The organism is Cellulosimicrobium sp. E-16 (assembly GCF_049913115.1).
In the GTDB taxonomy this organism is placed as follows: Bacteria; Actinomycetota; Actinomycetes; order Actinomycetales; family Cellulomonadaceae; genus Cellulosimicrobium.
Genome location: NZ_CP183974.1, coordinates 481,909 through 507,987, shown reverse-complemented (window position 1 = coordinate 507,987; position 26,079 = coordinate 481,909). Strand labels below are relative to the sequence as shown.

The following is a 26,079-nucleotide window of genomic DNA, read 5'->3' as shown; positions in this document are numbered from 1 at the left end:
TATGAGCTCCGCCGCCCCGCACACGCACTGGCCGCGCGTCGTGACGACCGCCGTCGGGCTCGTCGCCCTCGTCGCGGTCGTCGTCCTCGCGTTCCTCTGGCCCTCCGTCACCGCCGAGCCGAAGGACCTCCCGGTCGCGGCCGCGGGCGACCCCGCCGTGGTCGCCCAGGTGCAGGCCGGGCTGGACCAGAACGCCGAGGGCGCGATCGAGCTCGTCACCGTCGCCGACCGTGACGCGGCCGTCGACCTCGTCGAGTCCCGCGACGCGTACGGTGCGATCGTCCTCGGCCAGCAGCCCGAGGTCCTCACCGCCTCGGCGGCGAGCCCCGCCGTCGCGCAGCTCCTCGCCGGGCTCCAGCCCGCGCTCCAGGCGCAGGTCGACGCCGCCGCGACCGCGCAGGGCGTCCCCGCCGAGGCGGTGCCGACCGTGACGGTGACCGACGGCGTCCCGCTCTCGGTCGACGACCCGCGCGGCTCCACCCTCGCCGCGGCGTCGTTCCCGCTCGTGCTCGGTGGCATGGTCGGCGGCATCGCGATCTCGCTCGCCGTCGTGGGGGTGTGGCGGCGCGTCGCGGCGCTCGGGGTCTACTCGGTGGTCGGTGGGCTCGCGATCGCGGGGATCCTGCACGGGCTCGGCGGCCTGCACGGGGCGTACCTCGCCGACTCGCTCGCCGTCGGGCTCACGCTGCTCGGGATCGGCGGCACGATCGTCGGCGCCGTCGCGGTGCTCGGGCGTCCCGGCATCGCCGTCGGCCCCGTCCTGTTCCTGCTCGTCGCGAACCCGCTCTCGGCGTCCGCGATGCCGGTCGAGTTCCTGCTCAGCCCGTGGGGCGCCGTCGGCCAGTGGTTCCCGCCGGGCGCGTCCGCGACGCTGCTGCGCGACCTCTCGTACTTCCCCGCCGCGGACACGACCTCCCCCTGGCTCGTGCTCACGGGATGGGCCGTGCTCGGGCTCCTGCTCTCCCTCGTCGGTCACTTCCGCGACCGTGGCGCGGCGACCGCCGCCGCGCTGCGCGAGGCGGACGACGTCGCGCCCGCGGCCGAGCCCGTCGGCGCCAGGCGCTGACGGGGCGCGCGGCGCCGACGGCCGCGCCAGGCGCTCAGGCCGGGACGAGGTCCGGGCTCTGCACGACGCGCGCGGCGTGCCGGGCACCGGACTCCATCGCCTCCGCGACGCCCGCGCCGCGCAGGTGGGCGTCGAGGAAGCCCGCGAAGAAGCCGTCGCCCGCGCCGTTCGTGTCGACGACGTGCGGCACGCGCTCCGCGGGCACCTCGACGAAGCCGTCCTCGGGCGTGAGCGCGACGGCGCCGCGCGACCCGTGGGTGCACACCACGAGCCGCGCCCCCGCGTCGACCCGCGCGGACATGAAGCCGCGCCAGTCCTCGAGCCGGTCCCCGCTGAGGAAGACGTGCGTCCCCGCGTCGACCCACGGCCGGTGGAACGCGGACTCGCCGTCGTAGTCGTGGAGGTCGACCCAGACGTCGCGGCCGCGCGACACCGCGAGGTCGAGCACGGGGAGCGCCGGGACCGCGAGGTCGACCACGACGGCGCGCGCCGCGTCGAGCGCGGCGACCGCGACGTCCCACGACGCGCCCTGGGCCGGGACCTCGCCCGGGGCGCGCAGGTAGACCGACACGCGCCCGCCGTCGTCGTCCATGAGGTTGAGGTGGCTCTCGGTACGCCCGTCGGGCGAGGGCTCCGCGAGCACCTGGACGCCCGCACCCTCGAGCACGGACCGGACGCGAGCGCCGTCGTCGTCCGCGCCGAGCACGGTGCGCAGCAGCACCGACCGGCCGAGCCGCGCGAGGTTGAGCGCCTTGCCCGCCGACGTCCCGCCCACGGTGGCGCGGTGCGACCGGGCGAAGGCCGTGTGCGGCGTGGGCGCGGGCAGCTCGTCGAGCTGGACGAGGAGGTTCCACGACGCCGGCCCGGCGACGAGGACCTCGGCCTCGGCGGGCGCCATCAGTCCGTCACCGTGATGCCGAGGCTGTGCGCGAACGTCGCCGCGAGGCGCGCGAGCTGGGTCGAGTCGATCGTCGCGCCTCGCAGGGACTCGATGCCGCTCAGCTCGTCGATCTCCGCGCCCCGCAGGTCGACGTGCGCCAGCGTGGAGGCCTGCACGTCGAGCCGGCGCACGCGCGTGCCCTCGAACGCGACGCGCAGCGCGTCCGCCGCGACGAGGTCGAGCTCGTCGATGGTGCAGTCGGTGAACATCACGTCGCGCAGGGTCGCGCCGCGCAGGTTGACGAACCCGAGCTTGCAGCCGACGAACCGGACCCCTGCCCACGACGACTCGTAGAGCTCGGCCGACCCGAGGCGCGCGCCATGCACCTCGACCTCGCGCCACCGCCCGCGCGTCCCGCGCAGCACGGGCACGTCGAGCCGGCCGAGCACCACCTCCGTGAGCGTCACCGCCCCGAGGTCGGCCTCGTCGGCGCGCACCTGGTCGAGGCGCGTGGAGAACACGCTCGCACCGTGCAGGTCGAGGCGGTCGAGGCGGAGGTCGACGAGCTCGAATCCCTCGAGGTCGGCCTCCGCCTCGAGGTCGTACGCGTCGCCGCGCTGGAGGTCGTCCAGCACGACCGGGTCGATCGCGGGCGGCTCGGTCGTCGGCTTCTTCGAGGGCACGCCCCGAGCCTAGGACCCGCCACCGACGCCCTGCGCCGTGGGCGTGCGCGCCTTGATCACCTCGAAGATCGCCGACCAGTTGTCCCTCCCGTGGCCGGCCGCGAGCGCCGCCTCGTAGTGGGACAGGATCGCGCGCGGCAGCACCGTGTCGACCCCCAGCTCCTCGCTCGCGCCGAGGACGTGCGCGGCGGTCGCGCCCATCATCGTCGCGGTGCTGAGGTGCCCCGGGTGGACGCCGGTCTCGAACTCCGCGCCCGCTGCGCCGTCGGCACCGATCATCGCGGGCGTCTCGACGAGGGTCCGCAGCGCCTCCGGGACGAACTGCGTGGGCGGGACTCCCGCTGCCTGCGCGAGCGCGGCCGCGTGCGCGACGCCCGACAGGGCGGTGAGGAACACGTCGAGCTGCGCCTGGTACAGGAGCTGCGCGAGGCCGGGGTCCTGGCCGAGGTAGCGCGGCGCGCCCAGCAGAGCGAGCGTGGCCTCGTGCTCCCGGAACGTGGCCTCCGGACCGCTGTAGTACACGTACGCGTCGGCGGTCCCGACGCCCGGCGCGGGCGTCATGACGCCGCCCGTGAGGAGTGTCGCGCCGTGCTCGGTCGCCCACCGGGCCGCGGCGCGGGTCGCCCCCGGGGTGTCCGAGCTGAGGTTGACGACCGTCCGGCCGCGCAGGGCGTCCGTCGCCTCGCCGAGGACGTCGTACATCGCCGCGTAGTCCGTGAGGCTCAGCAGGACGACGTCGCTCGCCGCCACGGCCGCGGCCGGGCTCTCGGCGAGGACCGCGCCCTCGGCCACGAGCGCGTCGGCGCGCGACGGCGTGCGGTTCCACACGGTGACGGGGTGGCCCGCGGCGAGCAGGGTGCGGACCATGGCCTGGCCCATCGGGCCCAGGCCGATCAGGGTGACGGGCGTGCTCATCGTGCTCCTCCGGTGGTGACGGTGCGGACGGGGTCATGGGCAGGGGTGCGGATGCTCTCGACGGCGCGCGCGAACCCGTCGGCGCCGTGGCCGGCGTCGATCTGACGGTGGACCAGCGCCTGGACGGCCGCGACGACGTCGGTCGCGAGCCCGGCCTCCGCGCTCGCCCGGACCATGTCGGACGGGTCCGAGAACTCGAGGCTCTGCTGGCCGGGGCCGCCGTAGTCGCGGCGGTCGATGACGTCGGCGTAGCCCGCGAGCTCCGACGTCATCGCCGCGATCCAGGGCGCCGCCCGGCGTGCGAAGTCGCTCGCGCTCACTCCCGCCGTCCCGACCATCGCGACGCCGTGGAAGAAGCCCGCGAACATCGCGTACATGCCCGCGAGCAGCGCGAGGTCGTAGAGCGGCGCGAGGCCGGGGTCCTCGCCGAACCACGTGCTCCCGCCCCACGTGTCGAGCACGGGACGGGCGTCGTCGAACGCCGCTCGCGACCCGCTGTACAGGACCTCGGCCCCCGGCCCGCCGATCATCCCGGGGACGGCCATGATGCCGCCGTCCAGATAGGTCACCCGGTGGGAGCCCGCCCAGGCGGCGAGCTCGCGCGACTGCTCGGGCGTCGTCGTCACGAGGTTGACGAGGGTCCGGCCCGCGAGCGCGTCCGCGACGGGGTCCAGCGTCTGGTGCACCGACGCGTGGTCGAGCAGGACCGCGACGACGAGCGGCGAGGCGGTGACGGCGTCGCGCACCGACGCCGCCTCACGGGCGCCGGCCCCGACGAGCTCCTCCGCACGTCCTGGCGTGCGGTTCCACACGGTGGTCGGGTGGCCCGCGGCGACGGTCCCGGCGGCGAGGGCGCGGCCCATCGCCCCGAGGCCGAGGATAGTGAGGGAGCATGCCGAGGGTGGGCCGGGTGCGGGCTGGTCAGACATCGTTCCTCCGGGTCGGGTGGTGGTGCTCGGACGGGCCCGCGGCGCGGCGTGCCCTTGCCGTCCACACTCGCCGACGTACCGTCGCCCGGGAAGAACGCACTTCGAGGTGGGGTTCTCACCTCAGGGTGAGCGTGCAGGTCAGGGCGCTGCCCCGCACGGAACCGGTCTGCGACGAAGGAGCGAACGATGACGACGACGGTCCGCACCTCCCCCGGCGCGGCGACGCCCGGCGGCACCTCCACGGGAACCTCCACGAGCCCCTCCACGAGCCCCTCCACGAGCACTGCGCGACGCGGTCCCTACGTGTGCGGGCTCGACGCCGCGATGGACGTCGTGAGCGGCAAGTGGAAGTCGCTCATCCTCTGGGAGCTCGAGGACCACGGCGTGCGCCGGTACGCCGAGCTCAAGCGCGGGCTGCCCGGGGTGAGCGACAAGGTGCTCGCGCAGCAGCTCCGCGAGATGGAGGCGGACGACCTGCTCGTGCGCGAGGTGTTCCCCGAGGTGCCGCCGCGCGTCGAGTACTCGCTGACGGAGCACGGCAGCGCGCTCAACGCGGCGCTCGGGTCGCTCGGCGACTGGGGCCGCGACCGCATCGAGCGGATCGGCGCCGCGCGCGTCGGCTGAGTCCCTCGCTCAGGGCTCGGGGTGGAGGGCGTCGTAGCGCCAGAACCTCCGCTGCGACCGCACGACGAGCCACAGCACGACGACGCACGCCACGCCGCCGGCGACGGCGGCCCACGCCTCGCCGACCCACGTCGCCTGGGCGCCGAGCACGAGCTCGCCGAGGCGCGGCCCGCCCGCGACGACGACGATGAACACGCCCTGGAGCCTGCCGCGCATGTCGTCGGGGGTCGCGGTCTGGAGGATGGTCTGGCGGAAGACGGCGCTCACGGCGTCGGACGCGCCCGCGAGGCCCAGCGCGACGCTCGCCGCGACGACGCCGCCCACGAGGACGGTCGTCGGGGAGGTCGCCCCGACCCCGACGAGCACGAGGCCGAACAGCACGATCGAGAGCCCGTACGCGGTGACCGCCCAGACGATGACGCGGCCCTGCCAGCGCACGCGGGACAGCCCGCCGGAGAACACGCCCGCGAGCACGGCGCCGATCGCGAACGCCGCGGTGAGGACACCCGTGGTCGCCTCCCCGCCGCCGAGGAACACGACGCCCGCGGCGGGCAGCAGCACGCGCGGCGACGCGAGCACCATCGCCGCGAGGTCGACGAGGAAGGTCGTGCGGACGTTGGGCTGCGTCGCGAGATATCGCAGGCCGTCGACGACGGACCGCCACCCGGCGACCCGGCGTCGCCGCCCGGCGGGCGCGGCCTGCGGGGCGTCGTCGCCGGTGAGGGGCGGGATGTCCGGGAGCCGCCACACCGCCCACAGGGCCGCGGTGAAGAGCACGGCGTCGATCGTGTACGCGACCTGGTAGCCCCACAGCGCGACGAGGAACGCGCCGCCCAGCGGGCCGACCGTGAGCGCGACGTTCCACGCGATCGTCTGGAGCGCGTTGGCCGCGGGCAGGAGCCGGGGTTCGACGAGGCGCGGGATGATCGCCGAGCGCGCCGGGTTGTTGATCGCGAACGCCGCCGACTGCGCGGCGACGAGCGCGTAGAGCACGCCCACCGAGTTCAGGTGCAGCCACGCCTGGACCGCGATGAGCGCGGTGATGACCCACAGGGCGGTCGACGCCGCGAGCGCGACCTTGCGGCGGTCGTACGCGTCGACGAGCGCACCGCCGTAGAGCCCGAGCACGACGAGCGGGACCAGGGCGCAGATGCCGAGCACCCCGACCGCGAGCGACGAGCCGGTGAGCGCGTAGACCTGGAGGCCGACGGCGACGACCGTGAGCTGCGAGCCGAGGTTCGAGATCCCCAGGCCCCACCACAGCCGGCGGAACGGCGGGGAGGTACGCAGCGGCGTCGTGTCGGCGAGGAGACCGTTGACGCGAGCCACGATCGCAGAGCCTACGTCAGCGCTGCCGCGCCCGCGGCCGACGGGGAACGCCGTCCGTGGGATCCTGGGCGATCCTTCCGGACCCGGGAAGAGAAACATGGAACCCCTGCCGCCCTCCGCTGCGTCTAGCACTCGTGAGGAACCGACGTCGGCCGGAGCGCCGAACGCAGCAGGGGGGCGGTCGGGCATGACCGACGTCGCGATCGACCGGGCGGACGCGCCCCACGTGCGGGTGGTGCGCGTGGGGCAGACCGCCGAGGAGCACTTCACCGAGTTCGCGCGGGCGAGCTCCGCGGAGCTCTACCGCTTCGCGTACCTGCTGTGCGGGGACGCGCACCGCGCGCACGACCTCGTCCAGCTCGCGCTCGAGCGGACGTTCCGCGCGTGGTCCCGGGTCGGCGACGGCGAGCCGTTCGCCTACGCGCGGCGCGTCGTCGCCACGGCGCGCATCGACACGTGGCGGCGGACGAGACGAGAGGTGTCCGTGGAGCACGAGACCCTGGCGGGCCTCGAGCGTCGGTCCACGACCGACCCGCCCGAGGTCGAGGACCGCGACCGGATCGTGCGCGCCCTGCTCGCCCTGCCGGTCAAGCAGCGGCGGGTCGTCCTGCTGCGCTACGTGCTCGACCGGTCGGAGGCCGAGACCGCCGCGGAGCTCGGCATCGCCGTCGGCACGGTCAAGTCCACCGGGTCCCGGGCGCTGGCCCGCCTGCGCACCCTCGTGGCCCCCGAGAACGGAACGGAGGGACAGCGATGAGCACGACGCCCGAGCCCGTGGCGGTCGAGGAGATCGAGGTCGTCGCCCGCGTGCGCGCGGCGCAGGACGCGGTCGAGGTGCCGACGACGCTCGACCCCGACGCCCTCGCGCACCGGGCGGTGCGACGCGTGCGCGTCCGCCGGACCGCCCTCGCGGCGGGCGGGTCGACCGCGGTCGTCGGTGTCCTGGCCGCCGCCGTGGCGTTGTTGCCCGGGATGCTGCCCCGCGAGTCCGACCTGGCCCTGACCGTGCCGCCGGCGCAGACCGCCGCCCCCGCAACGGACGAGCCGACGGCGGACCCGGTGCCCGACCCGACGCTGGAGCAGCACGAGCAGCCCCTGCGTTTCCTCCCGGTGGGCGGCGGCGAGCTCCCGGAGCTGCCGGGCGTCGAGCACGGCGTCGTGGAGATGCACCACGCGGACTACACGATGCAGGGCGGTCTCACGTACACGCTGCCGCCCGGGGGGTGGGAGGTCGACGGCGAGGCGTTCGGCGGGCCGGCGTCGGTGACCTGGATGTCCCCGGAGGGCTGGAACCCCCCGGGGTCGGACACTCCCGCGGACGCGGTCCCGCCGCCCATGAACGATTCCGGCGCCGTCCTGACGATCGACGTCGACCCCGGCGCCGCGTCGTGGACCGCCCCGGCCAGGGACTCCGGGGCCTGGACGGTCGAGATCCCCGGCGCGGACTTCGTCGCGGTGACGCGCGGCCCGTCCGACGATCCGGGCCTCGTCCGCTGGGAGGCGGACGTCCGGCACGCAGGTACGGGCACCGGCTGGACGGTCGTCCTCGAGTTCACCGACGACGAGGTGGGCGACGAACAGGCACGCGCCTTCCTGGGCAACCTGTGGTTCGAGCCCGACGGAGCGCCGGAGTGGTTCAGCCCGACGTACACGTATCCCGAGATCGGGGTCGTCGTCCCCGGGACTCCCGCAGGGTGGCAGCCTGCCTCCACCGAGAGCCTCAGTTACGCCGTCCCGCCGGGATGGACGTCCCGCGACGTCGAGGGCAACTTCGGGCGGGGGGTCGAGTGGTCCGGCCCGCCGGTCGACGGCGCGCCGTCCGACGTGCGCTGGAACATGTTCGTGCAGGTCGGCACGACGGGCACGAGCTCGTTCAGCACCGCCGCGGACCAGTTCCACCCGCAGACGATCGTCGTCCCGGGAGCCGACTTCGCCCAGGTGCTGACCAGCCAGGGACCGCACTGGGCGGTCGACGCCGTCCCCGCCCTGAGCGCGGACGTCCAGCTCCACGGCGAGGACGGCGGACAGGACGTCCTGGTCTCGATCACGCTCCCCGGCGACGAGGCAGGGCTCGAGACGCTGCGCGGGGTCCTCGGGTCGTTGCAGTTCTGACCCGGCGGCGTCAGGCCGTCCCGGCAGCCTTCGCGACGTCGTCGTCCGTGCCTGCGTCCGCCGCGCCGTCCCGCGCGTCCTCCTCGCCCCAGGCGTCGGCGTGCCGGTGCGGGTGCCCGGGCGGCGGCTCGTAGGCCGGGTGCGGCCCGGGCGTGAGGTAGGTGCGGGCGAAGAACAGGGACGCCGCGAGGTCCTCGCGGCGCTCGGCGGCGGTCCGGGCGCGGCGCGTCGAGATCTCGACGACCACGTCCCCGGACCAGCCGCGCTGCACGAGCTCGGTGAGCACCTTGTCGCACGGCTGGTCGCCGCGCCCCGGGACGAGGTGCTCGTCCGTGATCGACGACGACCCGTCGGCGAGGTGCACGTGCGCGAGGCGCCCGTCGAACACGTCGAGGAGCGCGAGCGCGTCCTGCTGCGCGACGGCGGCGTGCGACAGGTCGAGCGTCACGTGCTCGTACCCGTGCTCGGACGGGTCCCAGCCCGGCAGGTAGGCCTGCATCTCGCGCTTGCGGCTGCGCCAGGGGTACATGTTCTCGACCGCGATGGTCACGCCCTCGGTCTCGTCGAGCTCGCCGACGAGGTCCTCGAACTCGCGCGCGTACCGGTACTGCCACCGGAACGGCGGGTGCACGACGACGGTGCTCGCCCCGACCTCCTGCGCGAGCTCGACCGTGCGCCGGAGCTTGGGCCCGGGCGCACGCCCCCACACGCGCTGGCTCACCAGGAGCGTGGGCGCGTGGATGCTGCGGATCGGGACGTCGTGCTCGGCGGCGAGCCGCCGGAGCGTCGTGGCGTCCTGGGTCGTCTCGTCGGACCACACCATGACCTCGACGCCGTCGTACCCGAGGTCGGCCGCCGCCTCGAAGGCGTACGGGGCCTTGCGCGGGTAGACGCTGGCCGTCGAGAGCGTGACGTGGATGCGCTGCGCCTCCCCGCGGGCCGGGGACGCCTCGGGGGACGCCGCGCTCGGCGGCGGTGCGTCGGACATGCCGGTCACCCTAGACCCGTCCGCTGTGGCCCACACCCAGCGGGCGCTCGGCTGGGGAGAACCGGCGGCGCGCCCTAGCCTGGGGCCATGGCGGCGACGGCGCGCGTCATCGACATCCACGTGGTCGCGGACTCGACGGGAGACACCGGGACCCGCGTCGCGCGCGCCACGCAGGCGCAGTTCCCGGGACAGCCGGTCCGGGTCGTGCGCCACCCGCGCCTGCACACCGCGCAGGGCGTGGACGACGTCGTCGCCCAGCTCCGCGTCGACCCCGCCGCGGCCGTCGTGTTCTGCACCGTCGTCGACGACGCGCTGCGCACGCGCGTCCTCGACGCGTGCGCCGCGCTCGACGTCCCGTGCGCCGACCTGCTGGCACCCGCGCTCGACGCGTTCACCGCGCGCACGGGCGCGCAGCCGGCGCGCGTCGTGCAGCCCGTCGGGCTCGCCGCGGACTACTTCGACCGCATCCACGCCATGGAGTTCGCGGTCGCGAACGACGACGGCCACCTCACCGACGGGCTCGACGAGGCGCAGGTCGTGCTCGTCGGGGCGTCGCGGACGGGAAAGACCCCGCTGTCGATGTACCTCGGGTACCTCGGCTACCCCACCGCCAACATCCCGCTCGTCCCGGGCGTCGCGCCGCCGCGCGAGCTGTTCGAGGCGGAGCGCTGGAAGGTCGTGGGCCTGACGATCGACCCCGAGCGCCTGCTCGAGATCCGGCAGCGCCGCGTGCACGCGATGGGCGTCGCGGGCCACGGTGGCCCGGGCGGCACGGCCCTCGGCGGGTACGCGGACCTCGCGCGCATCCACGACGAGCTCGACGAGGTCTCCCGGCTCCAGCGGCGCCTCGGCTGCCCCGTCCTCGACACGACGACGCTCGCGCTCGAGGAGGCCGCGGGGCGTGTCGTCGAGCTGGTGATCGCACGCCGTCGTGCCCTTGCGCCCGACGGCGCCACACAGCCCCCGGGCGACGACCTCGCCCGGGCGAACCCGCAGACCCGGCCGGCAGACCGCCGTCGGGCAGGAGACAGCGCGGCCACCGCCGCCGACCACGAGGAGCAGCCATGAGCGACCGGTACGTCTACGACCTCGCGGAAGGCCGCGCGGACATGCGCGCCCTGCTGGGCGGCAAGGGCGCGGGGGTCGCGGAGATGCGCCGCATCGGCGTGCCCGTGCCGGACGGCTTCACCGTGACGACGGCGGCGTGCGTCGCGGCCATGGAGCGTGGCGGGTCGTGGCCGGACGGCCTGTGGGACGAGGTCGTCGCGCACCTCGACGCGCTCGAGGAGCGCACGGGGCGGAGGCTCGGCGCGCGCGAGCGGCCGCTGCTCGTGTCGGTGCGCTCGGGCGCCGTGTTCTCCATGCCGGGGATGATGGACACGATCCTCAACCTCGGGATCTCGGACGACTCGGTCGAGGGGCTCGCGGCCGAGTCCGGCAACGCGCGCTTCGCGTGGGACTCCTACCGGCGGTTCGTGCAGATGTACGGCGAGGTCGTCGAGGGCGTCCCCGCCCACGCGTTCGCCGACGAGCTCGACGCGCTCAAGGCGCGCCGCGGCGTCGCGCAGGACACGGACCTGGACGCGGACGACCTGCGCGGCCTCGTCGCGACGTTCCGCGGGGTCGCGCGGCAGCACACGGGCGCGGACCTGCCGACGGACCCGCGCGAGCAGCTCCGGCGGTCGGTCGACGCGGTCTTCGCGTCGTGGGGCAACCCGCGCGCCGCGGTGTACCGGAAGGCGAACGGGATCCCCGACGACCTGGGCACCGCCGTCAACGTCATGCAGATGGTGTTCGGCAACAAGGGCGCGACGTCGGCCACGGGGGTGTGCTTCACGCGCAACCCGTCGACGGGCGCCAAGGAGCTCTACGGCGAGTTCCTCGTGGACGCGCAGGGCGAGGACGTCGTCGCCGGAATCCGCACGCCGCGCCCCCTCGCCGAGATGGAGACCGTGCTGCCCGACGCGTTCCGCGAGCTGCGCGCGACGATGGACCGGCTCGAGCAGCACTACGGCGACCTGCAGGACATCGAGTTCACGGTGGACGACGGCGCGCTCTACCTCCTCCAGACCCGCACCGGGAAGCGCACCGCGCAGGCCGCGCTGCGCGTCGCCCGCGAGCTCGTCGACGAGGGCGTGATCGACCGGGACACCGCTCTGCGGCGCCTGGACCCGGCGCAGCTCGACCAGCTCCTGCACCCGGCGCTCGACCCCGGCCACGGCGCGACCCCGCTCACGCGCGGGCTCAACGCGTCGCCGGGGGCCGCCGTCGGGCGCGTGGTGCTCGACGCCGAGACCGCGACCGAGCGCGGCAAGGCCGGCGAGGCGGTCGTGCTCGTGCGGTGGGAGACGAACCCGGACGACATCGCGGGCGTCATCGCCGCCCAGGGCGTGCTCACGGCGCACGGCGGCATGACCTCGCACGCGGCGGTCGTCGCGCGCGGCATGGGCAAGCCGTGCGTCGCGGGGGCCGGTGCGCTGCGGATCGACGTCGAGGGGCGCCGCGTCCTCGTCGGGGACCACGTGCTCACCGAGGACGACACGATCACGCTCGACGGCACGACCGGAGACGTCTATGCGGGCGCGCTGCCGCTCGTGCCACCCCAGGTCACGGACGACTTCCGCGCCGTGCTCGGCTGGGCGGACGACGTGCGGCGCCTCGGCGTGCGCGCGAACGCCGACACGGGCGAGGACGCCGCGAAGGCGCGCGAGCTCGGGGCCGAGGGCATCGGGCTGTGCCGCACCGAGCACATGTTCATGGCGCCCGACCGGCTGCCCGTCGTGCGCGAGATGATCCTCGCCGAGACCGACGCCGCGCGCGACGCCGCGCTCGACCGCCTGCTCCCCATGCAGCAGGCCGACTTCGAGGAGATCTTCGCCGCGATGTCCGGGCTGCCCGTGACGATCCGGCTCCTCGACCCGCCGCTGCACGAGTTCCTGCCCGACCTCGTCGAGCAGTCGCTCCTCGTGCAGCGGCTCGAGGACGAGGTCGGCGACACCGGCGCACCGCTGCACGGGACGGACGCCGTCTTCGAGGGTTGGGCCGCCGCGGCCGGTGGCGGGGAGACGACGGCGCGGCTCGCCCGGGCGCGCCGCCTCCTCGCGCAGGTGCGCCGGCTGAGCGAGATGAACCCCATGCTCGGCACGCGCGGCGTGCGGCTCGCGCTGCTGCACCCGCAGATCGCCGCGATGCAGGTGCGGGCGATCGCGCGCGCGGCCCTCGCGGTGCGCGCGGCCGGGCACGACCCGCGCGTGGAGATCATGGTGCCGCTCGTCGGGTTCTCCGAGGAGCTCCGGCGCATGCGCGAGGTCGTCGACGCGACGATGGCCGAGGAGCTCGCGGGCGTGGACGCCCCCCTGCCGTACGCCGTCGGCACGATGATCGAGCTGCCCCGCGCGGCGCTCGTCGCGGACCGCATCGCCGAGCACGCGGAGTTCTTCTCGTTCGGCACGAACGACCTCACGCAGACGGCGCTCGGCATCTCGCGCGACGACGCCGAGGGGTCGTTCCTCACCGCGTACCTGGAGGCGGGAGTGGTCAGCACGAACCCGTTCGCGACGATCGACCGGGACGGGGTCGGCGAGCTCGTGCACGTCGGGCTCGAGCGCGGGCGCCGTGCCCGGCCGGGTCTCCACGTCGGGGTGTGCGGCGAGCACGGCGGCGACCCGGCGTCCGTCGCGCTGTTCGACGAGATCGGCCTCGACTACGTGTCGTGCTCGCCGTACCGCGTCCCGATCGCGCGGCTCGCAGCGGCGCGCTCGACGCTCGACCGGCGGGACGGCGCCCGCACGACGCGGGACGCGTGAGGGCACGGACGACGCCGCGGGACGGGGGTCCTTGGCCCCTCGCCTTCCGCGGGCCTTTCCCCTAGGATGCACTGGTCCAGACCACCTGTCTGCCGGAGGAGCAACCATGGACCGTGCCGTCGTCGTCGCGATCACCGAGGGCCTTCACGCCCGCCCCGCCGCCCTGTTCGTCAAGGCGGCCGCCGCCCAGCCCGCGCCCGTACGGATCGCCAAGCAGGGTGGCGACGCCGTCGAGGCGGCGAGCATCCTCAGCGTCATGACGCTCGGCGTGGCGGCCGGGGACGAGGTCGTGCTCTCGACCGACGACGAGGGCGACGACGCGAGCGCGTCGATCGACGCGCTCGCGACCTTCCTGGAGCAGACCGAGGTCGCCTGAGCACGTCGGGCCCGTCGTCCGCGGCCCGACCCGCGCGCGGCGGGCCCGACCCGTGCCCCGCGCTCAGTGCCAGTCGCTGATCTGCACGTCGCGCGGCGCGGGCGCGCCGGCGCCCGTCTCCGCGAGCGCCTTGAGGCTCAGGAGGTACGACGCCCACTTGGTGCTGCAGTGGTGCATGAACTCCACCGGCTCGGCCCAGCCGCGGTGACCGAACAGCACGATCGTCCAGTCGCCGTCCTGGCGCAGGTCCCACTCGACGGTGGTGCCAACCCACTCCTCCGGCCCGTCGACGACGCGCCACACCACCCGTTCCGACGGCCGCAGCTCGACGACCTCCATGTCGAACCCGCCGATCGGTGGGAACCGGAACGCGAGAACTCCCCCGACGCCCTCGCCCCCCGCCGTGTCCTCGGTCCACCAGCCCGCGAGGCCGTCGACCGTCGTCAGCGCCCGGTACACCGCCTCCGGCGTCGACCCCTCGACGCCGACCCTGTGCAGGATGTCCACCATCGCCGTTCTCCCGTCGTCCGTTCATGCAACTGATTGGTTGCACATCACGCTAGACCGGCCGCGCGCCAAGCGCAACCCTTAAGTTGCACATGGTCCCCACGGGTGCGCCGAACCCAGGGTTGTTCCTCACCGTGACGAGTCGGTGAGGAACAACCCCGGGTTCGGCAGAGAGGTCGGGCGCGGGCTAGAGGCCCAGCTCGGCCAGGATCGGGAGGCGGGCGCGCACGGCCGCGCGGGCGGCGTCGGGCGTCGGCTGCTGGAGTGCGAGGAACGCGAGCTCCTCGCACTGCTCCGACGTCGTCGCGGCCAGCACCGCCGCGACGTCGGCGAGCGCGCGCGGCGTCATGGACAGCGACGTCACGCCGAGCCCCACGAGCACCGGCGCGAGCACCGGGTCGGCCGCGGCCTCGCCGCACACGCCGAGCGGGCGCCCGTTGAGCGCTGCGCCCGAGCCGGTCGCCCCGACGAGCGCGAGGACCGTCGGCTGCCAGGCCGTCGAGAGCCGCGCGAGGTCGGAGACCTCGCGGTCCGCGGCCATCGTGTACTGCGTGAGGTCGTTCGTCCCGATGCTCGCGAACGACGCCTTGGCGAGCACCCAGCGCGCCCCGAGGGCCGCGGCGGGCACCTCGATCATCACGCCCGCGGTGCCGAGGCCGTGGTCGGCGCACAGCGCGACGAACGACTCCGCCTCGTCCGGCGTCGCGATCATCGGCGCCATGACCCACACGTCCGCCGACTCCGCCGCTGCGGCGTGCGCGATCGCCGTGAGCTGGCGGTCGAGCACCTCGGGGTGGCGGCGCGCGGTGCGCAGGCCGCGCACGCCGAGCGCCGGGTTGGGCTCGGCCTCGGGCGTGACGAACGGCAACGGCTTGTCCGCGCCCGCGTCGAGCGTGCGGACCACGACCTTGCGGCCGGGGAACGCCGCGAGCACCTCGCGGTAGGCCGCGACCTGCTCGTCGATCGTCGGCTCGACCGTGCGACCGAGGAAGCACACCTCGGTGCGGAAGAGCCCCACACCCTCCGCGCCCGCCTCCGCGGCGGCCCGCGCGTCCTCCCCGTTCGCGACGTTGGCGAGGAGCTCGACGCGACGACCGTCCGCCGTCCGGCCCTCCCCGTCGAACCGACGGCGCTCGCCGCGCGCCCCGCGGGCGGCGACGACGGCGGCCACGTCGTCGGCGGACGGGTCGCGCTCGACCGTGCCGAGCCCGCCGTCCACGAGCACCGTGTCGCCGTCGTGCAGGGTCAGGGCGTCCTCGACCGCCACGACGGCCGGGATGCCGAGGGAGCGCGCGAGGATCGCGGTGTGCGACGTCGGCCCGCCACCGCGCGTCACGACCGCGAGCACGCGCCCGGGGTCGAGCTGCGCAGTGTCCGCCGGGGCGAGGTCGTCGGCGACGAGCACGAACGCGAACCCCGGGTCGGGCACGCCCGGAGCCGGCAGGCCGAGCAGCGTCGCGACGATCCGGTCGCGCACGTCGCGCACGTCGCGTGCCCGCTCCGCCATGAGCCCGCCCAGCGCCTCGAGCTGCCCCACGACGACGCCCGCCGCGTCCCACACGGCGCGCGCCGGGGTGGAGCGCTGCTCGCGCACGCGCCCGACGGCGTCGCGCGCCAGCGCGGGGTCCGCCGCCATCGCGGCGGTCACGCCCAGCACCTCCGCCGCGGTGCCCTCGGCCCGCGCGGCGCGCGCCGTGAGGTCCTCCTGGACGGTCGTCACCGCCGCGAGGACCTGCGTCACCGCGAGGTCCACGTCGGCGTCCGTGCTGTCCGCGGCGAGCGGGGCCGCAGCGGGCTCGGGGACCGGGTCGGGCATGCGCACGACCGTCCCCGCCCCCCGCCCGGGGCTGACCGGCACGCCGGTCAGCCCCGGGTCGGAGACCCGCGCAGGTGCGCGCGTCGCGTCGTCGGCGACGGTCACGCCGTGCCTCCGCCGCCCGAGCCGGTGCGGCTCGGGACGTCGGCCTCGGTGCCACCAGCGGCGCGGTCGTCGCGTCGCGTCGCCGGGGCCTCGGACGTCGGCGCGTCGGCCAGCGGGGCGTCGGTCGCGCTCGCGGCTCCCGTCACCTCGACGGCGCCGTCGGTGTCGTCCTCACGGCCGGGGGTGCGCAGGTTCCAGCGCGTGATGACGAAGCGGAAGAGGAAGTAGTAGATCGCCGCGTAGCCGAGGCCGATCGGGATGAGCAGGAGCGGCATCTCCGCGATCCGGAAGTTCAGCAGGTAGTCGATCGCGCCCGCCGAGAACCCGAAGCCGTCGCGGATGCCGAGCGCGTTGACGAGGGCGAGCGACGTCCCGGTGAGGACCGCGTGGATGACGTAGAGCGGGTAGGCGACGAACACGAACGCGAACTCGAGCGGCTCGGTGACGCCCGTGACGAACGAGACGAGCGCGGCGGAGCCCATGATGCCCGCGACGACCTTGCGCTGGGCCGGCTTGGCGGTGTGGACGATCGCGAGCGCCGCGGCCGGGAGGGCGAACATCATGATGGGGAAGAAGCCGGTGAGGAACGTCCCGGCGGTGGGGTCGCCCGCGAGGAAGCGGAAGATGTCTCCCTGCGCGACCGTGCCGTCCGCCGAGGTGTACTCGCCGAACTGGAACCACGGCAGCGAGTTGAGCAGGTGGTGCAGACCGATCGGCACGAGCAGGCGGTTGAGCGTGCCGAAGATGAACGCGCCCAGGATGGTCGAGCCCGTGACGAACCCGCCGATCTGGTCGTTGATCAGCCAGTCGAAGGCCGGGTAGATCAGCGCACCGACCACGGCGATGAGGACCGACACACCCGCGGTGATGATGGGGACGAAGCGTCGCCCGCCGAAGAACGCGAGGTACGGGGGCAGCTTGATCCGGTAATACTTCTGGTAGAGCAGCGCCGCCGTGAGACCGATGACGATGCCACCGAGCACGCCGTAGTTGATGAGCTCCTGCGCGTCCCCCTCGGCGGGCTTGCCGAGCACGTAGGGCGAGAGCGAGTCGCTGACACCCTTGAAGACGAGGTAGCCGATGAGGGCCGCGAGGCCCGTCGTGCCGTCGGACTTCTTCGCGTACCCGACCGCGACTCCGAGGGCGAAGATGATCGGCAGGTTGGCGAACAGCGCGTTGCCGGCCGCGCCGAGCACGTCGGCGACGGGCTGCATCCACGCGAAGGTGCCGGCCACGCCGTCGGCGCCGAGCATGTCGGGCTGACCCAGGCGCAGCAGCAGCGCCGCCGCGGGCAGGGACGCGATGGGCAGCATGAGCGAGCGCCCGACGCGCTGGAGCTGCGCGAAGCCGGGCACCCCCTTCTTCGTCCTCGTCGGTTCGGCGACGGTGGTCATGTGTCGTTCTCCTCCTGGGTGGGCCTGGGGCGCAGGCCGAGGTGCGTCGAGCGGCAGCTGTGGCGCGACGTCGTACGGGCGTCGTTGCCGGTCTCCGGGCACGCCGAGGACGACTGGGGGTCGCTCCTGGCTCGTCGTGCCGGACATCTGGTCCGGTTGTCTGGACCACTTGCAGGAAGAGTGGTCTAGACCTCATGATGTGTCAACCCCCGGAGGTGACCCGGGACACACGGACAGGTCCGCGACCCGCGTCGGCGCAGGTCGCAGGGCGGACAATTGCCCCGTGGAGATCGAGGCACCGACGCAGGGTCGCCCGCCCGGACCAGGGACGGACGCTGGCACGGACACGGGACCGACGACAGGAAAGGGACGCGGCACGACGATGAGCAGGTCACGATCGCAGGCGAGCGAGCACAAGTACCTCACGGTGCGCGCCTACCTCGCCGACCTCGTGGCGAGCGAGCTCTCCGTCGGCGACGCGGTGCCGTCCGAGCGCAGCCTGACCGAGAAGTTCGGCGTCTCGCGCATGACCGTGCGCCAGGCGATCGACGCGCTCGTCACCGAGGGCGTGCTCGAGCGCTCGCAGGGCCGTGGGACGTTCGTCGCCCCGCCGCGCGCGGACTTCGAGATGCGCCTCACGACGTTCGGCGAGGAGGCGCGGCGCCGCGGCATGGAGCCGGGCACCGACGTGCTCGAGGTCGGCACGGCACCGGCGCCGGCGTCGGTCGCCGAGTCGCTCGGGCGCGCGACGGGCGACCCCATGCACCACGTGGTACGCCTGCGCTCCGCCGACGGCTCGCCCATGAGCGTCGAGGAGGCGTGGATCCCCGTCGACCTCGCCCCGGACCTGCTCGACGACGGCGTCCCCGAGAGCCTGTACGGCGCCCTGCGCGAGCGCGGCCTGGCCCCGACGTGGGGCGAGGACACGATCACCGCCTCCGACGCGACGGTCCAGGAGCAGAAGCTCCTCGGGCTGCGCGCGTCGCGGGCCGTCATGCGCACCGTCCGCCGCACGTTCGCGGGCGACGCGCCGCTCATGTACTCGCGGTCCAGCTACCGCGGCGACCGGTACAGCGTGTTCGTCCCGCTGCGCGAGGCGCGCCCGACGCTCGTGCCGCGCACCGGCGGGTCCCCGGCGTCGACCACCGCCCCTGCGGACCCGGCCACCGCTGCGGCCACCACCGACCCGACGCCCACCGACCACCTCGACCCCGTGCCAGTGCCGGCCCGGGCGACCGAAGGGAACGACCGATGACACAGTCCGACGCAGAGCGCGCCGCGACGATCCTCGCCGGCCTCGGCGGGGTGGCCAACATCGACGAGATCGACCCGTGCACCACCCGGCTGAGATCGCTCGTCAAGGACCCCGCGCTCGTCGACGCCGCGCTCCTGCGGCGCGCCGGAGCGTTCGGCGTCATGGTGAACGGCCGGGTCGTCCAGGTCGTCGTCGGCCCGCAGGTCGACACGATCGCGTCCGACCTCGCCGACCTCATGTGAGGACCCCGCCAGCACCGCCGTCGCACCACCCCCGACGACGGCGTCCCGACCCCGCGCGCCCCGCGCACCCCGACCGGCACGGCAGCCGGCCGGGACACCTGACCCGGCCCCGGCCGGACCAAGACCACGAGGAGCACCCGTGAGCAAGGCAGAGCAGATTCTCCGAGGCCTCGGCGGCGACGCGAACGTCGTCGACCTGGAGGCGTGCATCACGCGCCTGCGCGTCGAGGTCGAGGACCCGGCGCTCGTCGACGACGCCACGCTGACCGCCGCCGGGGCGATCGCCGTCGTGCGCTCGGGTGCCGCGATCCAGGTCATCGTCGGCCCCGAGGCCGACAACATCGCCTCCGACATCGAGGACCTGCGCTGATGGCCGCGCCGCTCACGGTGCTCGTGCCCGTCACGGGCACCGTCATCGACGTCGCCGACGTCGACGACCCCGTCTTCTCGGCGGGCCTCGTCGGGCCGGGGCTCGCCGTCGAGCCCGACGACGCGCAGGGCGGCGAGGCCGTCGCCCCCATCACGGGCACGGTCGTCAAGCTCCACCCGCACGCGTTCGTCGTCCAGCACGACGACGGCCGCGCCGTCCTCGTCCACCTCGGCATCAACACCGTCCAGCTCGGCGGCGAGGGCTTCACCACGCACGTCGCGCAGGGCGACCACGTCGAGCGCGGCACCGTCCTCGTCTCGTGGGACCCGAAGGCCGTCCGTGCCGGAGGCCGCTCGGCCGTGTGCCCGGTGGTGGCGCTGGAGGCCGCCCCGGACGACGTGACCTCGCTCGCCGAGGTGGGCGCGTGGGCCGCCCACGGCGAGGAGCTCCTCACCTGGGCCTGACGACGCCGCGCCGCGCCGAACCCGGGGTTGTCGGCCACCCCGAGGCCGAACCCGGCGATATCCCCGGGTTCGGCCGAATCCGGTGCGACAAGCCCGGGTTCGGCGTCCCCGGGTCGACTCGTCAGCCGCGCAGCGGGAGCATGAGCGACGGGACGTCGCCCGGCTCGCCGCGGTCGACGACCCGCACCGGGACTCCCCAGTCCTGCTGGGCGAGGTGGCACGCGGGGAACACGTCGGGGTCGGGCTCGCCGTCCGGGCCCAGAGGCACGACGTCGCACGACGCCGCCCGCGCGGTCACGTGCAGCACGCCCTCGCGGATCTCGGGGTTGATCACCAGGTCGCGTCCGAGCTCGACGCCGGTCCCGCCCCCGGACAGCAGCAGCTCGGGCGGCGTCGCGCTCACGCGCAGCTCCGTCGACGGTCCGAACCTGTCGTCGAGCTTCTGGCCCGGCGCCGGGATGAACGGGACGTCGAGCCACAGCGGCCCGGCCTCGATGTCGGTGACGGGCCGCTGGGTACGGTGCGCGCCGCCGTCGAGCACCTCGCCCGCGAGCGAGGCGGGCAGCGCGACGCGCGTGAGCCGGTGCGCCGCGGACTCGACCACGAGGAGGTGGACCTGCGGCTCGCCGTCCGGCCCCTCGCCCACCTGCACGACGACGCCGCTCGGCTCGGCGAGGCCCGTCGCCAGGGTCGTGACCTCGCCGGCGAGGCGCGTGTCCGCGCCGACTCCCGCAGCGTCGTCCCCGACGCTCCCGGCGTCACCGGCCGCGGGCGCGAACCGGCGCAGCGCGCCGTCGTAGGTGTCCGCGACGACGACGCTCCCGTCCGGCAGCGTCGCGACGCCGAGCGGGTGCTGCATGAGCGCCTGCTCGGCCGGACCGTCGCGGTGGCCGAAGTCGAACAGGCCCTGCCCCACGGCGGTCCGGACCTCGACACCCTCGGGCACGACGGCGACGCCCCCGCCCAGCCCGGTCACACGACGCAGGGCCGACGTCTCGGAGTCCGCGACCCACATCGCGCCGTCCACCGCGACGGCCAGCCCGGACGGCTGGGCGAACCACGCCGACGCACCCGGCCCGTCCTCCAGGCCCTCGTTCATCGTCCCCGCCAGCAGACCGAGCTTCCACCAGTCGAAGGCCCAGAGCGTGTGGTGGCCCGCCATCGCAACGACGAAGCCGCCCAGCTCGTCGGACCAGGCGACGTCCCACGGTGACGACAGCTTCACGTCGAGCGGGACGTAGGTGGCCGAGGCATCGAACGGCCCGAGGCGTCGGGCGCCGCCCTCGTCCGCCAGGACGACGTTCTCCACGCCGCCGACCATGAACTGCTCGCCCGTCCCCGCGACGGTCGTCACCCGGCCGTCGGCGAGGCGCACGCCGCGCAGCGCGTGGTTGGCCGTGTCCGCCACGAGGACGTCGAACCCGTACGCCTCACGCTCCTGCTCGGGGACGAGGCACAGCCCGTTGGGCTCGGCGAACCGTGCGTCGTCCGGGTCACCGTCGGCGAGACCGCGCTCGCCGGACCCTATCCGCCGGACGAGCGTCTCGCCGTCGGGCAGGAGCTCAGCGAGCGAGTGGTGCCCGGCGTCCGCGACGAGGAGGTTGCCGCCGGGCAGCTCGATCGCCTTCGCGGGGAAGCGCAGCGTGCCCGACGACGGTGCGGGCGGCACGTACGGGCCGTCGCCGCGGTGCAGGGTGCCCTTCGCGTCGTGCTCCGCGACGAGCTCCTCGACGAGGGCGGCGATCGCGGACGCGTGGCCCTCCCCCGCCATCTGCGCGACGACGTAGCCCTCGGGGTCGACGACGACGAGCGTCGGCCAGGCGCGCGCGGTGTACGCCGACCACGTGACGAGCTCGGGGTCGTCGAGGACGGGGTGGTGCACCTCGTACCGCTCGACCGCGGCCGCGAGCGCCGCCGGGTCGGCCTCGTGCTCGAACTTGGGCGAGTGCACCCCGACGATGACCAGCACGTCGCGGTGCGCCTCCTCGAGCTCGCGCAGCTCGTCGAGGACGTGCAGGCAGTTGACGCAGCAGAAAGTCCAGAAGTCGAGGACCACGACCTTCCCGCGCAGGTCGGCGAGGGACACGTCCCGGCCGCCGGTGTTGAGCCAGCCGCGCCCGACGAGCTCGGATGCGCGGACGCGGGGAAGTCGCTCGGTGGTCACGCTCCCCATTGTCGCGCGACCTCCGACCCTTGACCCACATACCCCTGGTGGGTATATTCGCCATCGTTCGATACCCCGCCGGGGTATCCGCGACGAGGAGGAACACGATGAGCATCGTCGAGATCGAGTACCAGGTGACCGGCATGACCTGCGGCCACTGCGAGATGTCGGTGCGCGAGGAGGTCGGGCAGGTGCCCGGCGTCACCGCGATCGACGTCAGCGCGACCAGCGGTCGGCTCGTCGTCACGGCCGACCAGCCCCTCGACGACGCCGCGGTCGTGGCGGCCGTCGACGAGGCGGGCTACCAGGCGGTGCGGGTGCCATGAGAGCCCCCGCCCGGATCGGGCTGTACGCCGCGGGGCTCGGCGTCGTGTTCGTCGCCTCCGCCGCGATCGCCGGGGCCGTCGTCCCCGAGGGAGCAGCCCCGGCACCGGCCACCTCGCACGCCCCCGAGCAGCACGTCGCCACGGGCGACGCCCCCGAGCAGGAGAGCACGACAGGAGCGGACATGATGCGCGGACTGTCCCTGGAGCAGGACGGGTACACGCTGGGCGCGGTCGAGGCCCCCGGGACCGTGGGCGAGACCGGAGAGCTGGCCTTCACCCTGGCCGACCCGGCGGGCGAGCCCGTCACGGAGTTCGACGTCGCGCACGAGCAGCGGCTCCACCTGATCGTCGTGCGCTCCGACGGCGCGCACTTCCGGCACGTCCACCCGGTGATGGACGCGGAAGGGCGCTGGTCGCTGCCCTGGACCTGGGACGCCGCCGGGAGCTACCGCGTCTACGCCGACGCCGCGCCCAGCGCGGGCGGCGCCGTCACGCTGACCCGCACGGTCGACGTCGCGGGCGACCTCGCCCCGGCCCGCGACGCCGAGGTCTCCACCACGACGTCGGTCGACGGCTACGACGTCGCGCTCGACGGGCAGCTCGAGGCCGGGACCGTCTCCCGGCTGACCGTCGAGGTCACCCGCGACGGGCAACCCGTCACGACGCTCGAGCCCTACCTGGGCGCCTACGGGCACCTCGTCGCGCTGCGCGACGGCGACCTCGCCTACCTGCACGTGCACCCCGAGGGCGACGAGCCGGAGGCGGGCCAGGCCTCGGGCCCGACCGTGTCGTTCGGCGTCGAGGCGCCCACGCCGGGCCGCTACCTGCTGTACCTCGACTTCCAGGTGGAGGGCCAGGTGCGCACCGCGGCGTTCGTCGTCGAGGCGACGACCGACGGCGCCCCCGCCCCCGCGCCGGACGACGCCCCCGCTGCCGGTCACGACCCGGCGACGCACGACCACTGACCTGTACCCCCATGCCCGGCGGCACCCTGCCGGGCCGGAAGGAGGACCTCATGACGGCACCGGCCGCCCCGCCACCGGGGACGTTCGTCGAGCTCGAGATCGGCGGGATGACGTGCGCCTCGTGCGCCATGCGGATCGAGAAGAAGCTCAACCGCATCGAGGGCGTCACCGCGACCGTGAACTACGCGACGGAGAAGGCGAAGGTCACCGTCCCGGCGGGCGTCGACGCGGCCACGCTCATCGCCGAGGTCGAGAAGACCGGGTACACCGCACAGCTCCCCCGCGTCGAGGACCCCGAGGTCCCGGTGCCGGCCGAGGCGCAGGACGCCGATCCCGAGCTCACCGCGCTGCGTCAGCGCCTCGTCGGGGCCGTGGTGCTCTCGGTCCCGGTCGTCGCGATGGCGATGGTCCCCGCGCTCCAGTTCACGTACTGGCAGTGGGCCAGCCTCGCGCTCGCCGCGCCCGTCGTCGTGTGGGCGGCCTGGCCGTTCCACCGCGCCGCGTGGACCAACCTGCGCCACGGCGCGGCGACGATGGACACCCTCATCTCCGTGGGGACCAGCGCCGCGTTCCTGTGGTCGCTCTACGCGCTGTTCCTCGGCACCGCGGGAGAGCCGGGCATGACCCACCCGTTCACGCTGTCCGTCGCCCCCACCGACGGCGCCGGAAACATCTACCTGGAGGTCGCGGCCGGGGTCACGACCTTCATCCTCGCCGGGCGCTACTTCGAGAAGCGGTCCAAGCGGCAGGCCGGCGCCGCGCTGCGCGCCCTGCTCGAGCTCGGCGCCAAGGACGTGGCGGTGCTGCGCGACGGCGCCGAGACCCGCATCCCGATCTCCGAGCTCGCCGTGGGCGACGAGTTCGTCGTGCGCCCCGGAGAGAAGATCGCCACGGACGGCACCGTCGTCGCCGGCACGTCCGCCGTCGACGCGTCCATGCTCACGGGCGAGTCCGTGCCCGTCGAGGTGGGTGAGGGCGACCCCGTCACCGGCGCGACCGTCAACGCGGGCGGGCGGCTGGTCGTGCGCGCGACGCGCGTCGGCGGCGACACGCAGCTCGCGCAGATGGCCCGGCTCGTCGAGGACGCCCAGTCCGGCAAGGCCCGGGTCCAGCGGCTGGCCGACCGCGTCTCCGCGGTCTTCGTCCCGATCGCCATCGCGGTCGCCGTCGGCACCCTCGGTGCGTGGCTCGGGGCGGGCGCGCCCGCCTCCGCGGCCTTCACCGCCGCCGTCGCGGTGCTCATCATCGCGTGCCCGTGCGCGCTCGGCCTCGCCACCCCGACGGCGCTGCTCGTCGGGACGGGGCGCGGCGCGCAGATGGGCGTCCTCATCAAGGGGCCCGAGGTGCTGGAGTCCACCCGGACCGTGGACACGGTCGTGCTCGACAAGACGGGGACCGTGACGACGGGCGTCATGACGCTGACCGAGGTCGTCACCGGCACCGGGGTCGACCGTGCCGAGCTCCTGCGCCTCGCCGGGGCGCTCGAGGACGCGTCCGAGCACCCGGTCGCCCGGGCCGTCGCGCGGGGCGCGGCCCAGGAGGTCGGGACGCTGCCCGTGCCCGAGGACTTCACCAACGTCGAGGGGAAGGGCGTGCAGGGCGTCGTCGACGGGCACGCCGTCCTCGTGGGCCGCGAGTCCCTCCTCGCCGAGTGGGCGCAGCACCTCCCCCGGGACCTCGCCGACGCCAAGGCCCGCGCCGAGGAGCAGGGCGGCACGGCCGTCGTCGTCGGTTGGGACGGGCGCGCTCGCGGGATCCTCGTGGTGGCCGACGCGGTCAAGCCCACGAGCGCCGAGGCGATCCGCCAGCTCCGCGCGCTCGGCCTCACCCCGGTGCTCCTCACCGGAGACAACGCGGCCGTCGCGCGCCGGATCGCGGCCGAGGTCGGCATCGACGAGGTGATCGCCGAGGTCATGCCTCGCGACAAGGTCGACGTCGTCAACCGGCTCCAGGGCGAGGGCAAGGTCGTCGCGATGGTCGGCGACGGCGTGAACGACGCCGCGGCCCTCGCCCAGGCGGACCTGGGCCTGGCCATGGGGACGGGCACGGACGTCGCGATCGAGGCGGCCGACATCACGCTCGTGCGGGGCGACCTCCGCTCCGCGGCCGACGCGATCCGCCTGTCCCGACGCACCCTGGGCACCATCAAGGTGAACCTGTTCTGGGCCTTCGCCTACAACGTCGCCGCGATCCCGCTCGCCGCGCTCGGCCTGCTCAACCCCATGCTCGCGGGCGCCGCGATGGCGTTCTCCAGCGTCTTCGTCGTGGGCAACAGCCTGCGCCTGCGGTCGTTCCGCAGCCGGGCCACGAGCCCGGACCCGACGACCACCACCCCGACGACGCCGACCGTGCAGCTCGCCGGCGTCTGACCGCAGGACCGGCCGGTCCGGACCTCCCGTGCCCGGTGCTGCACCTCCTGGTGCGGTGCCGGGCACGCCCCGTGCGTGAGGCTCAGGCGCGCGAGGCGCTCACCTGGCCGACGACGCGCACCTCGACCTCGACGCCGTCGACGGTGTCGGGGACGTCGACGTCGTCGGAGGTCACGTTGACGCGCAGCAGCCAGTCGTCGACGACGTCCTGCGCCCGCGGTCCGCGCACGGGCGCGCCCGACGCGTCGGCGCGCGCGATCCCGACGCCGGTCACGCCGTCGAGGCCTGCCAGCTCGTCGCGGAGCGCGGCCTTGGCCTCGCGGGCTCGTTCGAGGGTCGCCACGGCGAACCACCTCCCGACCTCATTGTGCGCCCGTCGGGGCGTTCGCGGCAG

The 26,079-nt window shown here is 74.9% G+C and carries 25 protein-coding genes; 14 read left to right on the top strand and 11 right to left on the bottom strand.

The genetic code is table 11. The annotated features are described in order from the left end of the window. Position 1 precedes the first annotated feature (1 nt). Positions 2-1,066: an ABC transporter permease gene (locus tag ACN9MS_RS02275; RefSeq protein WP_426310538.1), complete on the top strand. Its 1,065-nt coding sequence runs from the start codon at positions 2-4 to the stop codon at positions 1,064-1,066. 34 nt (positions 1,067-1,100) lie between these two features. Here ACN9MS_RS02275 and ACN9MS_RS02270 read toward each other — a convergent pair whose 3' ends face one another. From ACN9MS_RS02270 to ACN9MS_RS02255, 4 genes are read right to left on the bottom strand one after another with little or no spacing between them, the layout of a single operon-like run. Further along, a complete protein-coding gene (locus ACN9MS_RS02270; protein WP_426310537.1) occupies positions 1,101-1,964 on the bottom strand; it encodes a carbohydrate kinase family protein in 864 nt (287 codons plus the stop codon). After that, positions 1,964-2,629, bottom strand: coding sequence for a pentapeptide repeat-containing protein (locus ACN9MS_RS02265; RefSeq protein WP_426310536.1), 666 nt, complete (start codon positions 2,627-2,629; stop codon positions 1,964-1,966). The genes ACN9MS_RS02270 and ACN9MS_RS02265 overlap by 1 nt, the downstream gene beginning before the upstream one ends. 9 nt (positions 2,630-2,638) lie before the next feature. Continuing rightward, entirely contained in the window at positions 2,639-3,544 is a 906-nt protein-coding gene (locus ACN9MS_RS02260) for an NAD(P)-dependent oxidoreductase (protein WP_426310535.1), read from the bottom strand. After that, positions 3,541-4,473 (bottom strand): NAD(P)-dependent oxidoreductase, encoded by a 933-nt coding sequence (locus tag ACN9MS_RS02255; RefSeq protein WP_426310534.1) that lies wholly within the window; start codon positions 4,471-4,473, stop codon positions 3,541-3,543. The genes ACN9MS_RS02260 and ACN9MS_RS02255 overlap by 4 nt, the downstream gene beginning before the upstream one ends. A 186-nt stretch (positions 4,474-4,659) precedes the next feature. Here ACN9MS_RS02255 and ACN9MS_RS02250 point away from each other — a divergent pair, with 186 nt between their 5' ends. Next, positions 4,660-5,097, top strand: a complete 438-nt coding sequence (locus ACN9MS_RS02250; RefSeq protein ID WP_426310533.1) for a winged helix-turn-helix transcriptional regulator — start codon at positions 4,660-4,662, stop codon at positions 5,095-5,097. A gap of 9 nt (positions 5,098-5,106) precedes the next feature. Here ACN9MS_RS02250 and ACN9MS_RS02245 read toward each other — a convergent pair whose 3' ends face one another. Further along, on the bottom strand, positions 5,107-6,426 hold the full coding sequence (locus ACN9MS_RS02245) for an MFS transporter (RefSeq protein ID WP_426310532.1): 1,320 nt from the start codon (positions 6,424-6,426) through the stop codon (positions 5,107-5,109). Positions 6,427-6,613: 187 nt separating this feature from the next. Between ACN9MS_RS02245 and ACN9MS_RS02240 the strand changes: the two genes are divergently transcribed. Continuing rightward, a complete protein-coding gene (locus tag ACN9MS_RS02240) occupies positions 6,614-7,183 on the top strand; it encodes a SigE family RNA polymerase sigma factor (protein ID WP_426310531.1) in 570 nt (189 codons plus the stop codon). Beyond that, a complete protein-coding gene (locus ACN9MS_RS02235; RefSeq protein WP_426310530.1) occupies positions 7,180-8,538 on the top strand; it encodes a hypothetical protein in 1,359 nt (452 codons plus the stop codon). Before ACN9MS_RS02240 ends, ACN9MS_RS02235 begins: the two co-directional genes overlap by 4 nt. A gap of 10 nt (positions 8,539-8,548) precedes the next feature. On the opposite strand, the gene ACN9MS_RS02230 is transcribed toward ACN9MS_RS02235, so the two are convergent. Next, complete coding sequence (locus ACN9MS_RS02230) at positions 8,549-9,526, bottom strand: sugar phosphate isomerase/epimerase family protein (RefSeq protein WP_426310529.1); 978 nt, start codon at positions 9,524-9,526, stop codon at positions 8,549-8,551. Between the two features lie 87 nt (positions 9,527-9,613). Here ACN9MS_RS02230 and ACN9MS_RS02225 point away from each other — a divergent pair, with 87 nt between their 5' ends. From ACN9MS_RS02225 to ACN9MS_RS02215, 3 genes are all read left to right on the top strand, one after another. Then, a complete protein-coding gene (locus tag ACN9MS_RS02225) occupies positions 9,614-10,594 on the top strand; it encodes a pyruvate, water dikinase regulatory protein (protein WP_426310528.1) in 981 nt (326 codons plus the stop codon). After that, positions 10,591-13,332, top strand: coding sequence for a pyruvate, phosphate dikinase (gene ppdK / locus ACN9MS_RS02220; RefSeq protein WP_426310527.1), 2,742 nt, complete (start codon positions 10,591-10,593; stop codon positions 13,330-13,332). Before ACN9MS_RS02225 ends, ppdK begins: the two co-directional genes overlap by 4 nt. A 106-nt stretch (positions 13,333-13,438) precedes the next feature. Beyond that, positions 13,439-13,708 carry an HPr family phosphocarrier protein gene (locus ACN9MS_RS02215; protein WP_154799629.1) on the top strand — a complete coding sequence of 90 codons (270 nt, stop codon included), beginning with the start codon at positions 13,439-13,441 and terminating at the stop codon, positions 13,706-13,708. Positions 13,709-13,771: 63 nt separating this feature from the next. Here ACN9MS_RS02215 and ACN9MS_RS02210 read toward each other — a convergent pair whose 3' ends face one another. From ACN9MS_RS02210 to ACN9MS_RS02200, 3 genes are all read right to left on the bottom strand, one after another. Continuing rightward, on the bottom strand, positions 13,772-14,218 hold the full coding sequence (locus ACN9MS_RS02210) for an SRPBCC family protein (RefSeq protein ID WP_426310526.1): 447 nt from the start codon (positions 14,216-14,218) through the stop codon (positions 13,772-13,774). Between the two features lie 184 nt (positions 14,219-14,402). Beyond that, positions 14,403-16,031 carry a phosphoenolpyruvate--protein phosphotransferase gene (ptsP, locus tag ACN9MS_RS02205; protein WP_426311800.1) on the bottom strand — a complete coding sequence of 543 codons (1,629 nt, stop codon included), beginning with the start codon at positions 16,029-16,031 and terminating at the stop codon, positions 14,403-14,405. 101 nt (positions 16,032-16,132) lie between these two features. Next, positions 16,133-17,530, bottom strand: a complete 1,398-nt coding sequence (locus ACN9MS_RS02200) for a PTS transporter subunit EIIC (RefSeq protein WP_426310525.1) — start codon at positions 17,528-17,530, stop codon at positions 16,133-16,135. Positions 17,531-17,912: 382 nt separating this feature from the next. Here ACN9MS_RS02200 and ACN9MS_RS02195 point away from each other — a divergent pair, with 382 nt between their 5' ends. From ACN9MS_RS02195 to ACN9MS_RS02180, 4 genes are all read left to right on the top strand, one after another. Next, a complete protein-coding gene (locus ACN9MS_RS02195; protein ID WP_426310524.1) occupies positions 17,913-18,785 on the top strand; it encodes a GntR family transcriptional regulator in 873 nt (290 codons plus the stop codon). Further along, the gene (locus ACN9MS_RS02190; protein ID WP_024839826.1) at positions 18,782-19,027 is read left to right on the top strand and encodes a PTS transporter subunit EIIB; all 246 of its coding nucleotides are present in this window, start codon (positions 18,782-18,784) and stop codon (positions 19,025-19,027) included. Before ACN9MS_RS02195 ends, ACN9MS_RS02190 begins: the two co-directional genes overlap by 4 nt. Before the next feature lie 139 nt (positions 19,028-19,166). After that, positions 19,167-19,397: a PTS transporter subunit EIIB gene (locus ACN9MS_RS02185; protein ID WP_053369276.1), complete on the top strand. Its 231-nt coding sequence runs from the start codon at positions 19,167-19,169 to the stop codon at positions 19,395-19,397. Beyond that, positions 19,397-19,861: a PTS sugar transporter subunit IIA gene (locus tag ACN9MS_RS02180; RefSeq protein ID WP_237841373.1), complete on the top strand. Its 465-nt coding sequence runs from the start codon at positions 19,397-19,399 to the stop codon at positions 19,859-19,861. The genes ACN9MS_RS02185 and ACN9MS_RS02180 overlap by 1 nt, the downstream gene beginning before the upstream one ends. Before the next feature lie 121 nt (positions 19,862-19,982). Here the strand turns inward: ACN9MS_RS02180 and ACN9MS_RS02175 are convergent, their stop codons facing one another. Next, entirely contained in the window at positions 19,983-22,034 is a 2,052-nt protein-coding gene (locus ACN9MS_RS02175; protein ID WP_426310523.1) for an NHL domain-containing thioredoxin family protein, read from the bottom strand. Between the two features lie 98 nt (positions 22,035-22,132). Here ACN9MS_RS02175 and ACN9MS_RS02170 point away from each other — a divergent pair, with 98 nt between their 5' ends. Genes ACN9MS_RS02170 through ACN9MS_RS02160 form a run of 3 tightly spaced genes read left to right on the top strand, consistent with a single transcriptional unit; the run spans position 22,133 to position 25,685 of the window. Beyond that, a complete protein-coding gene (locus tag ACN9MS_RS02170) occupies positions 22,133-22,351 on the top strand; it encodes a heavy-metal-associated domain-containing protein (RefSeq protein WP_426310522.1) in 219 nt (72 codons plus the stop codon). Further along, the gene (locus ACN9MS_RS02165) at positions 22,348-23,316 is read left to right on the top strand and encodes a heavy-metal-associated domain-containing protein (protein WP_426310521.1); all 969 of its coding nucleotides are present in this window, start codon (positions 22,348-22,350) and stop codon (positions 23,314-23,316) included. The genes ACN9MS_RS02170 and ACN9MS_RS02165 overlap by 4 nt, the downstream gene beginning before the upstream one ends. Before the next feature lie 50 nt (positions 23,317-23,366). Further along, positions 23,367-25,685 (top strand): heavy metal translocating P-type ATPase, encoded by a 2,319-nt coding sequence (locus ACN9MS_RS02160; protein WP_426310520.1) that lies wholly within the window; start codon positions 23,367-23,369, stop codon positions 25,683-25,685. An 82-nt stretch (positions 25,686-25,767) separates the two neighbouring features. Here the strand turns inward: ACN9MS_RS02160 and ACN9MS_RS02155 are convergent, their stop codons facing one another. Beyond that, a complete protein-coding gene (locus ACN9MS_RS02155; RefSeq protein ID WP_426310519.1) occupies positions 25,768-26,028 on the bottom strand; it encodes a hypothetical protein in 261 nt (86 codons plus the stop codon). Positions 26,029-26,079 lie beyond the last annotated feature (51 nt).